This is a genomic window from Streptomyces sp. CG4 (genome assembly GCF_041080655.1).
Classification (GTDB): Bacteria; Actinomycetota; Actinomycetes; order Streptomycetales; family Streptomycetaceae; genus Streptomyces.
In genome coordinates this window covers 7,330,976-7,343,337 of sequence record NZ_CP163525.1, presented here as the reverse complement: position 1 = coordinate 7,343,337, position 12,362 = coordinate 7,330,976, and the positions used below count along the sequence as shown (strand labels likewise).

Genomic DNA, 12,362 nt, shown 5'->3' with positions numbered 1-12,362 from the left:
GTGGTCGGGTGTCACCCGGCCACCCGAAGATCACTGAGGAGACACGAGAACCGTGACGGACATCGTCGACGAGCTGAAGTGGCGGGGGCTCATCGCCCTCTCCACGGACGAGGACGCACTGCGCAAGGCGTTCGCGGACGGCCCCGTCACGTTCTATTGCGGCTTCGACCCGACCGCGCCCAGTCTGCACCTCGGCAATCTGGTGCAGATCCTGACGATGCGCCGCATCCAGCGGGCGGGCCACCGCCCGCTGGGCCTGGTCGGGGGTGCCACCGGTCTGATCGGTGACCCGAAGCCCACCGCGGAACGCACGCTGAACGCGCCGGAGATCGTCGCCCAGTGGGTGGAGCGGCTGCGCGCGCAGATCGAGCCCCTGCTGGACTTCGAGGGCCCGAACGCCGCGGTCATGGTCAACAACCTGGACTGGACCCAGGGCCTGTCGGCCATCGAGTTCCTGCGGGACATCGGCAAGCACTTCCGGGTCAACAAGATGATCGCCAAGGAGGCCGTCTCCCGGCGGCTCAACTCCGACGCGGGCATCAGCTACACCGAGTTCAGCTACCAGATCCTGCAGGGCATGGACTTCCTGGAGCTGTACCGGCGGTACGGCTGCACGCTGCAGACCGGCGGCAGCGACCAGTGGGGCAACCTCACCTCGGGCACCGACCTGATCCACCGGGTCGAGCCGGAGGCCGTGGTGCACGCGCTGGGCACCCCGCTGATCACCAAGGCGGACGGCACCAAGTTCGGCAAGACCGAGTCCGGCACGGTGTGGCTCGACCCCGAGATGACCACGCCGTACGCGTTCTACCAGTTCTGGGTCAACGCCGACGACCGGGACGTCTCCAAGTTCCTGCGCATCTTCAGCTTCAGGTCCCGTGAGGAGATCGAGGAGCTGGAGCGGCAGACCGAGGAGCGGCCGCAGGCTCGTGCGGCGCAGCGCGCGCTTGCCGAGGAGCTGACGACGCTGGTGCACGGCGCCGACCAGACGGCCGCGGTGATCGCCGCGTCCCGCGCCCTGTTCGGGCAGGGCGAGCTTTCGGAACTGGACGGCAAGACGCTGGCCGCGGCGCTGTCGGAGGTGCCGCACATCCAGGTCGCCGAGCTCGGTCCGGTCGTGGATCTGTTCGCCGAGGTCGGTCTGGTGGCCAGCAAGTCCGCTGGGCGGCGGACCGTGAAGGAGGGCGGGGCCTACGTGAACAACGTGAAGGTCGTCGCCGAGGACGCGGTGCCCTCGTCCGAGGATCTGCTGGACGGGCGGTGGCTGGTGCTGCGGCGGGGGAAGAAGAACCTTGCCGCGGTGGAGGTCATGGGCGCCTGAGCGCCGTGGGGGCGTGGGTGATCTCGCGGCTGCGGCTTCGTCGTGGCTGGTCGCGCAGTTCCCCGCGCCCCTTTCGGGGCGCTGCACCCCAGCGTGTTTTCACGCCCCGGCCCGCTGCTGCTTCCGCTTGCCCAGCGTCGCCATGTAGAGGGCGTCCACGGCTCCGACGATGATGATCGCGGCCACCAGCTGGAAGATGTGCCGGCTCCAGTCGATGCCGGGGGTGGCCGCGACGCCCACGGCGCGGGCGATCGCGTTGCCGGCGATGGCGCCGAGCATGCCGCAGATGGTGGTCAGCCACAGCGGGCTGTGCTGCTTGCCGGGGATGACCGCCTTGGCGATGAGGCCCAGCACGAATCCCACGATGATCGCCCACAACCAGCCCATGGCTGCCTCCTCGTACGGCTCGACGTGAGCATTACGGCCAGTGTGGGTCGGTGGGCCGTACGGCGCATGTCGGGGTCCCCTGTGCGCGGCGGGGCCGGAGGCATTACCGCAGGCAGCGGGCGACCCGGTCTCGTACCCGTCGCAGCCTCGGCGTAACGTGGGAGATGTCCCGGCCGGTTCCCCACCGAGTGTGGGACGACGGTGCGGGCCGGGGAGAGTCCGATGCGGGCGGATGGTGGAATGTGATGCGGAAACAGCACGGTGGCGGCGCCCAGGTGTTCCGGATCACCGGAGCCCGGACGGGACTCGCGGAGGATGTACGGGGCCGGCAGCGGCGGTACGTCATCTCGATGACGATCCGCACGGCGTCGGTGATCCTCGCTGTGGCGCTGTGGAACGTCGAGCGGTACGTCGCTTTCGTCGCGCTCGTGGCCGGTGCGCTGCTTCCCTATGTCGCCGTGGTGCTCGCGAACGCGGGCCGGGAGCGGCCGCCTTCGCTGCCCTCGACGTTCGGCATCGCGCCGACGCGGCTGATGATCATGCCGCCGCGGGCGGAGGAGGCGCAGGCGGAATCCGTTCCGGAGGACGCGGCGGCTCGTCCGACGGGGGCGCGTGGTGAGCGGTCCGACCCGGAGTGAGGGCCGTGGGCGGGGCGGAAGCGGAACCAGATCTCCCGTCAAGCTCAAGAAAAGCTCAGATCAATCGTGTAGTTCCAGTGCCGGGCGGCGGGGTACCCGTGACATACTGCGTACGCGCTCCGCATCCCCCGTCGGAGCGACGGACCGACGCCGGGCAGCTCCCCCCGTGGCTGCTCGGCGTCGCCTTGTCCAGGCCCTTTTCTGTGAGACGAACCTGTGAGTGACGAGACCCCGATCTGCTCCGCCAAGGGCTGCCGCGCCGCTGCTGTGTGGGTGCTGGCGTGGAACAACCCGAAGATCCATACGCCGGAGCGGCGCAAGACGTGGCTTGCCTGCGAGGAGCACCGCGAGCATCTTTCGCAGTTCCTCGGGGTCAGGGGGTTCTTGAAGGACGTGGTGAAGTTCGCGGACTGGCAGGATCCGGAAGGGGCCTGAGCCCTAGCCGCCGATCGCCGACATCGGTCGGTCGGGCTGGACGAAGGAAGGATCGTCCAGGCCCGCCCCCGCCTTCTTCCCCCACATCGCCAGCTTCCAGATGCGGGCGATCTCCTCGTCGGGGGCGTCGGAGCGCAGGGCTGCGCGGAGGTCGGTCTCCTCGGTTGCGAACAGGCAGGTGCGTATCTGGCCGTCGGCCGTGAGGCGGGTGCGGTCGCAGGCCGCGCAGAAGGGGCGGGTGACCGAGGCGATGACGCCGACCCGGTGCGGGCCGCCGTCGACCAGCCAGCGCTCCGCCGGTGCCGAGCCACGGGCGTCGGCGCCCTCGGCGGTGAGGTCGAAGCGGGTGCGCAGGGAGGCGAGGATGTCCCCGGCGGTGACCATGCCCTCGCGCTTCCAGCCGTGCTGGGCGTCGAGGGGCATCTGCTCGATGAACCGCAGTTCGTAGCCATGCTCCATGGCCCAGGCCAGCAGGTCGGGGGCCTCGTCGTCGTTCAGGCCCGGCATCAGGACCGTGTTGATCTTGACGGGGGTGAGGCCGGCCTCGTGGGCGGCTTGCAGGCCCTCGATGACGTCCTTGTGCCGGTCGCGGCGGGTCAGGGCCTTGAAGACGTCGGCGCGGAGGGTGTCCAGGGAGACGTTGACCCGGTCCAGGCCGGCGGCCTTCAGGGCGGTCGCGGTGCGCTTCAGGCCGATGCCGTTGGTGGTGAGGGACGTCTGGGGGCGCGGGGCGAGGGCGGCGACGCGCTCGACGATGCCGACCAGGCCGGGGCGCAGCAGGGGCTCGCCGCCGGTGAAGCGGACCTCCTCGATGCCGAGCATGCGCACGGCGATGTCGATGAGGCGGACGATCTCGTCGTCCGTGAGCAGGTCGGGCTTGGCCAGCCACTGCAGGCCCTCTTCGGGCATGCAGTACGTGCAGCGCAGATTGCAGCGGTCTGTCAGCGAGACCCTCAGGTCGGTGGCCACTCGGCCGTAGGTGTCGATGAGCACGTGGGCCCCCTCCCTCTTCGCTCCACTCATTGTCCGTCACGGGTGTGCCGTGCGTCATCGTCGAGCCTACGTGACACCACTGACATCGACAGCGGCCCGATCCGACGAGGTGCGGGACGGCCGCGTCGTAGGACCGTACAGTCCCGGGCGACGCGGCCGTCGTACGAAGGTGTCAGTGTGCTCCGGTGCCGGTCAGAGACCGCACCTCCAGTTCGGCGTACTTGCCGGCGTCCGGTGCCTCCTTCGACAGCAGGGTGCCCAGGGCGCCGAGCAGGAAGCCGACGGGGATGGAGATGATGCCGGGGTTCTCCAGCGGGAACCAGTGGAAGTCGACGCCGGGGAACATCGAGGCCGGGCTGCCGGAGACCACCGGTGAGAACAGCACCAGGCCGACCGCGGTGACCAGGCCGCCGTAGATCGACCAGAGGGCGCCTGCGGTGGTGAAGCGCTTCCAGAACAGGCTGTAGAGGATGGTCGGCAGGTTGGCGGAGGCGGCGACCGCGAAGGCGAGGGCGACCAGTCCGGCCACGTTCAGGTCGCGGGCGAGGGCGCCGAGGACGATGGAGACCGCGCCGATGCCGACGGTCGCCCAGCGGGCCGCGCCCATCTCCTGCTTCTCGGTGGCCTGCCCCTTCTTGATCACGTTGGCGTAGATGTCGTGCGCGAAGGAGGACGACGAAGCCAGGGTGAGGCCGGCGACGACCGCGAGGATGGTGGCGAAGGCGACCGCCGAGATACTGGCGAGCAGCACAGCGCCCCAGCTGGAGTCGACGCCGCCCAGGTGCAGCGCCAGGAGCGGCGCCGCCGTGTTGCCCGCCTTGTTGGAGGCGATGATCTCGTCCGGCTTGATGAGGGCCGCCGCGCCGAAGCCGAGGGCGAGGGTCATCAGGTAGAAGGCGCCGATCAGGCCGATCGCCCAGATGACGGACTTACGGGCGGCCTTCGCGGTGGGCACGGTGTAGAAGCGGATCAGGATGTGCGGCAGGCCCGCGGTGCCGAGGACCAGGGCGAGGCCGAGCGAGAGGAAGTCCAGCTTGGTGGTGCCGGTGGCGCCGTACTTCAGGCCGGGCTCCAGGAAGGCCGTGCCCTTGCCGCTGTTGTCGGCGGCCCTGCCGAGCAGGTCGGAGATGTTGAAGTGGAACTTCAGCAGGACCAGGAAGGTCAGCAGCAGGGCGCCGAGGATCAGCAGGACGGCCTTGACCATCTGGACCCAGGTGGTGCCCTTCATGCCGCCGATGGTGACGTACACGATCATCAGGACGCCGACCAGAGCGACGATGCCGATCTTGCCGGCGTCGCTGGTGATGCCGAGCAGGAGCGAGACGAGGACGCCGGCGCCGGCCATCTGCGCGAGCAGGTAGAAGATCGAGACGACGATGGTGGACGTGCCCGCCGCCGTGCGGACGGGGCGCTGGCGCATGCGGTACGCCAGTACGTCGCCCATGGTGTAGCGGCCGGAGTTGCGCAGCGGCTCGGCGACCAGGAGGAGGGCGACGAGCCAGGCGACGAGGAAGCCGATGGAGTAGAGGAATCCGTCGTAGCCGAAGAGGGCGATGGCGCCGGCGATGCCGAGGAAGGACGCGGCGGACATGTAGTCGCCGGAGACGGCGAGGCCGTTCTGGAAACCGGTGAACTGCCGTCCGCCGGCGTAGAAGTCGGCAGCGTCCTTGGTCTGGCGCCCCGCCCAGACGGTGATGACGAGGGTCGCGGCGACGAACACCGCGAACAGCGTGATGATCAGCGGCCGGTGCTGGGTCGCCTCGCCGGCCGCGAGCAGCGTGTGCGGTGCGGGGCTCATGCGCCGCCCTCCATCCGGGACTTGATGGCCTCGGCCTTGGGGTCGAGCCTGGCGGCGGCGTGCCGGGCGTACCACCAGGCGATCAGGAACGTGGTGAGGAACTGGGCGAGGCCCAGGACGAGGGCGACGTTGATGTTGCCGACGACCTTGGTGCCCATGAAGCCGTCCGCGTAGTTGGAGAGCAGCACGAAGAGCAGGTACCAGGAGATGAAGGCGATGGTCAGAGGGAAGGCGAAGGAGCGGTGGGCGCGGCGCAGTTCACCGAACTCGGCGCTGTACTGCACCTCGGCGAACTCCTCGGTGGAGGGCAGGGGGGTCCCCGGCGTGGCGGGGGGCGGTGTCTCGGTGGCCACGGAGTCTCCTCGCGTTGCGGATGCACTGACGAACGGGGGATCGATGGTGCTCACGCACTCTGCCCAAGGTCCACGTCGCCACGCGAGGACCGGTTCAAGTCCTATGAGTTCTTTCGCAAGCGGTCTGGACAAGCCATTGCCAAGACATTGCTGTGCGGTGAGCCGTGGGGATAGCTTCTGCCTGCACCACTCGTCATGTACCTGCCCGATCGCCACCGTGTCTCGGGGTCTCGGGCTGTTTCGTATCCGGATGAAGTGGAGATCCCATGGCTCATCTGCGCTCCAGACGCCGGCTCGCGCTCGCGGTGCCCGTCATGCTGTCGCTGACCGCCTCGCTCGGTTTCCTGCCGGCGGCGGCCTCGGCGGCGCCCGCCGCGGCCTCGGCGGCACGGGCGGCACGGGCGGCGGACGACGGACCGGCCCTCGCGTACGTGGTCAACACCCGTACGGATCACCGCACGATCGAGTCCGTGCAACGCGCGATCACCGGCAACGGCGGGTCCGTCGTGGCCAGTTACGACACGATCGGCGTGATCGTCGTCCACTCCGCGAACCCGGACTTCGCCGCGCGGATGCGCGCGGTGCGCGGGGTGGACTCGGCGGGTGCCACGCGCACCGCGCCGTTGAGTGCCGCGGGGACGACCGACGAGGGCGCGCTGCAGGTTCTGTCGAAGGCGCAGGCCGCGAAGCTCGCCGCGAACGCGGCGCCGGGTGAGGAGCCGTACGAGGCGGACCAGTGGGATCTGCGGGCGATCGGCGCCGACCGGGCCGCGCGGATCAACCCGGGCAGCCCGAGCGTGACCGTCGGCGTCATCGACACCGGCGTCGACGACACCCACCCGGACATCGCCCCGAACTTCTCCGCCGCCCAGTCGGCGAACTGCGTGAGCGGCAAGGCGGACACGACGTACGGCGCGTGGCGCCCGGTGGACGCCGGCCATTACCACGGCACCCATGTGGCCGGCGAGATAGCCGCGGCCCGCAACGGCATAGGCGTGGCCGGTGTGGCGCCGGGCGTGAAGGTCGCGAGCATAACGGTGGCCCAGCCGGACGCGAGATCGCTGTTCTATCCGGAGAGCGTGGTCTGCGCGTTCGTGTTCGCCGCGGACCACGGCATCCAGATCACCAACAACAGCTACTACGTTGATCCATGGATGTACAACTGCATGGACGACCCGGATCAACGGGCCATCGTTGACGCGGTCAACAGGGCGCAGCTGTACGCACAACGCAAGGGCACGCTCAATGTGGCCTCGGCCGGCAACTCCAACCACGACCTGGCCGCGGACGCGATCACGGACACCTCCAGCCCCGACGACTCGACCGCCACGACCCGCACGGTCGATCCGCACGAGTGCTTCGACGTGCCGACCCAGCTGCCCGGCGTGGTGACCGTGAGCGCGGTGGGCGTGAAGGGCGCCAAGTCGTACTACTCCAGTTACGGACTGGGCGTGATCGACGTGGCGGGTCCCGGCGGCGACAAGTACCAGATCCCGGACACCCCGTCGAAGAACGGGCGCATCCTGTCCACGCTCCCGAACGACCAGTACGGCTTCCTCCAGGGCACCTCGATGGCCTCCCCGCACGTGGCCGCGGTCGCCGCGCTGCTGAAGTCGGCGCATCCGCACGCCACTCCGGCCCAGTTGCAGGCGCTGCTGAAGGCCGAGGCGGACAACCCGGGCTGCCCGAGCGGCCCCTACGACGGCGACGGGGACGGGGTCGTGGACGCGACCTGTGTCGGCGGCGAGCGCGTCAACGGCTTCTACGGCTTCGGCACGGTGAACGCCCTGGCCGCGGTGACGAGGTAAGGCCGTATGGCCGGCCCGCTCCACTCCGCCCGTACATGAGTCATAAGTTGATTGAATCAATGTTGATCAATCAATAATGCATAGTGTAGTCATGAGTACAGACATCGAGTCTGCATGGACTGCACTGGGCGGCGATCCCGCCCTCGTCTCCCGGGTGACGCCGGTCGAGCGCCCCGGCGCTCTTCCGGCCCGGCTTCCCGTGCGGGAGCTGGCGCGCGCGTGCGTCGGCGCGTGTGCGCTGGCCGCCGCGGAGCTGGCGGCACGCCGGGCCGGACTCGCCGAGGTGCCCGGCGTCCGGGTCGACGACGGTGCCGTGGCGGCCGCCTTCCACAGCGAACGGCACCTGCTGGTGGACGGGCGGGCGCCGGTCGTCTTCGCGCCGCTGTCGCGGTTCTGGCGGACCGCCGACGGCTGGGTGCGCACCCACGCCAACTACCCGCACCACCGGGCCCGGTTGCTGGGCGCGCTGGACCTGCCGGCGGACGCCGCGGCGCAGACCGTGGCCGCCCGTCTCGCCGAGCGCTCCGCGCGGGAGGTCGAGGAGGCCGTCCACGGCGCCGGCGGTCTCGCGGTGGCCCTGCGCACCCCGGCTCAGTGGCGGGCGCACGAGCAGGCCGCCGAGGTGGCCGCACGGCCGCTGGTCGAGCGCGAGCGGCCGACCGCGGCACCCGCGCGCGTGCTCGCGCCCCTGGACCCGGCCGCCGCTCCCCTGCTGCCCGCCGCCGGGCTGCGCGTGCTGGACCTGACCCGGGTCCTGGCCGGCCCGGTGGCCACCCGCACCCTCGCCCTGCTGGGCGCGGACGTGCTCCGCCTGGACGCCCCCTGGCTGCCCGAACTCCCGGACCTGCACGCCGACACGGGCTTCGGGAAGCGGTCCGCCACGCTCGATCTGGGCGCCGACCCCGGCACCTTCGAGGAACTGCTGGCCGCGGCCGACGTCGTCGTCACGGGCTACCGGCCGGGCGCCCTCGACCGGTTCGGGCTCTCCCCGAAGGCACTGTTCGCGCGCCGGCCCGGGCTGGTCGTGGCGCAGGTCTCGGCGTGGGGCGCGTACGGCCCCTGGGGCGCGCGACGCGGCTTCGACAGCCTGGTACAGGTCGCGACCGGCATCGCCGCCACCGAGGGCTCGGCCGGGCAGCCGGACGCGCTGCCCGCGCAGGCACTGGACCACGGCACCGGCTATCTGCTCGCGGCGGCCGTGCTGCGGGCGCTGACCGAGCAGTCGTACGACGGGGGCGGCCGGCTCGTGCGGCTGGCGCTGACCCGCACCGCGCACTGGCTGACGGACGGGATCCGGCCGGCCGCGGCCACGGGGGCGCCGTACCAGGGGCCGGAGGCCTGGCTGGCCGAGACGGACGGCCCGCTGGGGCGGCTGCGGTACGCGCGCCCGCCGATGACCTTCGCGGGTGGCCCCGCCGACTACGCACGGCCGCCGGTGCCCTGGGGGTCGGACAGCGCGCGCCGGCGGTGAGTGCACGGGCGGCCGGAAACGTACGGATGCGGGGAATGCCGTACACCCGTTTGTTTTCCGGTACTTGCCCGGTTCTGCGGTGACTGGCGAAGATCGCGGGGTGAGTGCGATACGACCGGCCGCCGAGGTGACCGACGAGCGGAGCCCCGCGCGGCGGCCCGGTGCCGGCCGCGCCGTCGTCCTGCTCGTCCTGGTGGCGCTCGGCGCCCTGATCCCCCTGCTGGGGCCGTCAGCCGCGCTGCACGGCACCGGGGAGGCCGCCGCGCCGGGGGTCGGCGGCATCGGGGCGCTGCGCGCCGTGGTCCTCGCCGCCGTGAGCGTGCCGCTCGGCGAACTGTTCGTGCACCGGCTCGCCCGGCGCCTGCCCGGCGTCCCGCCCGAACGGCCGTGCAGCTGGGCGCCGTTCGTCACCGTCGCCGGTTTCGTGGCCGCGCTGGCGCTCGCCGCGGTGGTGTCCGCCGGCAATCTGATCCCGCACCGCCTCGGCCAGCTCGACGTCGGCGGCCTGTACGGCTCCCGCGACGGCAGGCTGGCGCTGCTGGAGGTCAACGGCCTTCTGCTGGCGGCCCTGTGCTCGTTCTCCCGGCGCCCGGCGGCCCAGGTGTGGCCGCTGGCCGCGGTGGTCTTGGCGGAGGCGCTGCGCGCGCACCCCACGACCGAGCAGAGCCCGCTGCTCGGCTCGGCCCTGACGCTGGTGCACCTGACGTGCGCGACGCTGTGGACCGGTGGTCTGCTGCACGCCCTGCGGCTGCTCAGGCTGTGGCACGGCGCCCCGGCCGGGGCCGCGCTGCTCGCCCGCTACGCGCGCGTGGCGGCCGTTCTGCTGGCGGCCATCACCGCGACGGGGGTGTGCAGTTCGCTGCGGCGCATGCCGTCGGCCACGATCCTGGACCAGCTGACGACGACGGCGTACGGACGCACCCTGCTGGCCAAGGTGATCCTGGTCGCCGCCGTCGCGCTGCTCGCCCTGTGGGCACGGATCCGGCTCGGCCGTGCCGCCGACCCGCTGACCGCGTACGCGCCCGCGCGGGCCGAGGTGATCGCCCTGGGCGCGGTCGTCGCGCTGCTCGCCCTGTGGGCACGGATCCGGCTCGGCCGTGCCGCCGACCCGCTGACCGCGTACGCGCCCGCGCGGGCCGAGGTGATCGCCCTGGGCGCGGTCGTCGCGGTCTCGGGCCTGCTCACGGCACTGCCACTGCCGATCCGCTGGTCCTAGGTGTGCTGTCCGGCAGACCCCGGCGGACTAGCCGTTGGTGACGAGCACCTTGAGGGCGGTGCGCTCGTCCATCGCCTTGTAGCCGTCGGGCACGCCCTCGATGCCGACGGTCAGGTCGAACACGGGCGAGGGGTCGATCGTGCCGTCCAGGACGTCGGGCAGCAGGTCCGGGATGTAGGCGCGGACCGGCGCGACACCGCCGCGCAGGGCGATGTTCCGGTCGAACATGACACCGAGGTCGAGGCCGGTGCCGCTGCCGTGCGGCACGCCCACGAAGCCGATCGCGCCGCCGTCGCGGGTGATGTTGACTGCGGTACGCATGGATTGTTCGGTACCGACGGCCTCGACGACGGCGTGCGCGCCCTGGCCGCGGGTGAGTTGCCGGACGGCCTCGACGGCCGCGTCCCCGCGCTCGGCGACGACGTCGGTGGCGCCGAAGCGACGGGCGATGTCGGTACGGACCTCGTGCCGGCCGAGCGCGATGATCCGCTCGGCGCCGAGCCGCTTGGCCGCCAGGACGGCGCACAGGCCGACCGCGCCGTCCCCGACGACGGCGACCGTGGCGCCGGGCCGGGCGCCCGCGCCGAGGGCCGCGTGGTGGCCGGTGCCGAGGACGTCGGAGAGGGTCAGCAGGGCGGACAGCAGATGGTCGTCGGAGGCCGCGTCCTTGGGCAGCTGGACCAGGGTGCCGTCGGCGAACGGCACACGCACGGCCTCGCCCTGGCCGCCGTCGTAGCCGACGGAGCCCCAGAAGCCGCCGTGCTCGCAGGACGTCGTCAGGCCATCGCGGCAGTAGTCGCAGACCCCGTCGGACCACATGAAGGGCGCGACCACCAGGTCACCGCGCTTGACCGTGTCCACCTCGGAGCCGGTCTCCTCGACGACGCCGAGGAACTCGTGCCCGATCCGCTGTCCCGGCTGCCGGGCCGCCTCGCCGCGGTAGGCCCACAGGTCGCTGCCGCAGATGCAGGCGCGCAGCACCCGTACGACGGCGTCGGTGGGCAGCTGCACCACGGGCTCGGGGACGTCCTCCACGCGCATGTCGTACGGGGCGTGGATGGTGGTGGCGCGCATGGCGAGGGTCCTTCTCGTGCGGGGTCGTGCGGGGTGCTCACGGGGTGATCGAGCGCACTTCACCGTACGACGTCGCGTGTGGCCGGCGCTCGCCGAGGGGGCCGTGGAAGCCCGGCGCGGGTGGTCAGACGCCCGCGGCGCCCAGCAGGCTGCCCGCCGCATAGGTGACCCCCATGGCCAGGGCCCCGCCCATCACGTTGCGCAGGACCGCCCGCTTCGGGTCGGCCGAGCCGAGCCGGGCGCTGGTCCAGCCGGTGAGGACGAGCGCGGCCAGGACGGAGACGACGGTCACGGCCAGCCGCCAGGCGGCCGGGGGCAGCACGATGGCCAGCAGCGGCAGCAGCGCGCCCACGGTGAAGGCCAGGAAACTCGCCCAGGCCGCGTGCCAGGGGTTGGTCAGGTCGTCGGGGTCGATGCCGAGCTCCACGCGCGCGTGTGCCCGCAGCGCGTCCCGCGCGGTGAGCTGTTCGGCGGCCTCCCGGGCCACCTCGCGGGACAGGCCGCGCTCCTGGAGCAACGTGGTCAGCTCCAGCAGCTCGGCCTCCGGCTGGTCGCGCAGTTCCTGTCTCTCCACGGCCAGCGCGGCCACCTCGGAATCGCGCTGGGTGGAGACGGAGACGTACTCGCCGGCCGCCATGGACATCGATCCCGCGAGCAGGCCGGCCAGTCCGGCGGTGAGCAGCGCGGACCGGCTGTCGGTCGCGCCGGCCACGCCGACGACGATGCCCGCGGTGGAGACGATGCCGTCGTTCGCGCCGAGCACGGCGGCCCGCAGCCAGTTCAGCCGCGAGCCGAGTGCACCTCCATGGGCCTCTTCGTGGGTGGGTTCGGTCACAGCAGGGAGGATCGCACTCCACGGGCCACCCAT

Annotated in this window: 12 protein-coding genes; 6 read left to right on the top strand and 6 right to left on the bottom strand. The window is 71.8% G+C overall.

Annotated features, from left to right (window positions below; translation table 11 throughout):
- The first annotated feature begins 52 nt into the window (after nucleotides 1–52).
- Nucleotides 53–1,321, top strand: a complete 1,269-nt coding sequence (gene tyrS / locus AB5L52_RS33555) for a tyrosine--tRNA ligase (RefSeq protein WP_369367491.1) — start codon at nucleotides 53–55, stop codon at nucleotides 1,319–1,321.
- A 99-nt stretch (nucleotides 1,322–1,420) separates the two neighbouring features.
- On the opposite strand, the gene AB5L52_RS33550 is transcribed toward tyrS, so the two are convergent.
- A complete protein-coding gene (locus tag AB5L52_RS33550) occupies nucleotides 1,421–1,708 on the bottom strand; it encodes a GlsB/YeaQ/YmgE family stress response membrane protein (protein ID WP_351031336.1) in 288 nt (95 codons plus the stop codon).
- Nucleotides 1,709–1,953: 245 nt separating this feature from the next.
- On the opposite strand from AB5L52_RS33550, the gene AB5L52_RS33545 reads away from it, so the two are divergent.
- Both AB5L52_RS33545 and AB5L52_RS33540 read left to right on the top strand, forming a co-directional pair.
- Complete coding sequence (locus AB5L52_RS33545; protein WP_351031339.1) at nucleotides 1,954–2,346, top strand: DUF3099 domain-containing protein; 393 nt, start codon at nucleotides 1,954–1,956, stop codon at nucleotides 2,344–2,346.
- A gap of 216 nt (nucleotides 2,347–2,562) precedes the next feature.
- Nucleotides 2,563–2,781: a hypothetical protein gene (locus AB5L52_RS33540; protein ID WP_228623897.1), complete on the top strand. Its 219-nt coding sequence runs from the start codon at nucleotides 2,563–2,565 to the stop codon at nucleotides 2,779–2,781.
- A 3-nt stretch (nucleotides 2,782–2,784) separates the two neighbouring features.
- On the opposite strand, the gene moaA is transcribed toward AB5L52_RS33540, so the two are convergent.
- The 3 genes from moaA to AB5L52_RS33525 form a co-directional block, all read right to left on the bottom strand.
- Complete coding sequence (gene moaA / locus AB5L52_RS33535; protein WP_351031342.1) at nucleotides 2,785–3,774, bottom strand: GTP 3',8-cyclase MoaA; 990 nt, start codon at nucleotides 3,772–3,774, stop codon at nucleotides 2,785–2,787.
- 172 nt (nucleotides 3,775–3,946) lie between these two features.
- Nucleotides 3,947–5,572: a cation acetate symporter gene (locus AB5L52_RS33530; protein ID WP_351570253.1), complete on the bottom strand. Its 1,626-nt coding sequence runs from the start codon at nucleotides 5,570–5,572 to the stop codon at nucleotides 3,947–3,949.
- On the bottom strand, nucleotides 5,569–5,925 hold the full coding sequence (locus AB5L52_RS33525; RefSeq protein ID WP_369367490.1) for a DUF485 domain-containing protein: 357 nt from the start codon (nucleotides 5,923–5,925) through the stop codon (nucleotides 5,569–5,571). Before AB5L52_RS33525 ends, AB5L52_RS33530 begins: the two co-directional genes overlap by 4 nt.
- Before the next feature lie 266 nt (nucleotides 5,926–6,191).
- On the opposite strand from AB5L52_RS33525, the gene AB5L52_RS33520 reads away from it, so the two are divergent.
- The 3 genes from AB5L52_RS33520 to AB5L52_RS33510 all read left to right on the top strand — a co-directional run bounded on the left by AB5L52_RS33520 (nucleotide 6,192) and on the right by AB5L52_RS33510 (nucleotide 10,420).
- Nucleotides 6,192–7,733 (top strand): S8 family serine peptidase, encoded by a 1,542-nt coding sequence (locus tag AB5L52_RS33520; protein WP_369367489.1) that lies wholly within the window; start codon nucleotides 6,192–6,194, stop codon nucleotides 7,731–7,733.
- 91 nt (nucleotides 7,734–7,824) lie between these two features.
- On the top strand, nucleotides 7,825–9,204 hold the full coding sequence (locus AB5L52_RS33515; RefSeq protein WP_369367488.1) for a CoA transferase: 1,380 nt from the start codon (nucleotides 7,825–7,827) through the stop codon (nucleotides 9,202–9,204).
- A 100-nt stretch (nucleotides 9,205–9,304) separates the two neighbouring features.
- Complete coding sequence (locus AB5L52_RS33510) at nucleotides 9,305–10,420, top strand: CopD family protein (protein WP_369367487.1); 1,116 nt, start codon at nucleotides 9,305–9,307, stop codon at nucleotides 10,418–10,420.
- Between the two features lie 27 nt (nucleotides 10,421–10,447).
- Here AB5L52_RS33510 and AB5L52_RS33505 read toward each other — a convergent pair whose 3' ends face one another.
- Nucleotides 10,448–11,494 (bottom strand): zinc-dependent alcohol dehydrogenase family protein, encoded by a 1,047-nt coding sequence (locus tag AB5L52_RS33505; protein WP_351570262.1) that lies wholly within the window; start codon nucleotides 11,492–11,494, stop codon nucleotides 10,448–10,450.
- A gap of 124 nt (nucleotides 11,495–11,618) precedes the next feature.
- Nucleotides 11,619–12,329, bottom strand: a complete 711-nt coding sequence (locus tag AB5L52_RS33500) for a VIT family protein (protein WP_351570265.1) — start codon at nucleotides 12,327–12,329, stop codon at nucleotides 11,619–11,621.
- Nucleotides 12,330–12,362 lie beyond the last annotated feature (33 nt).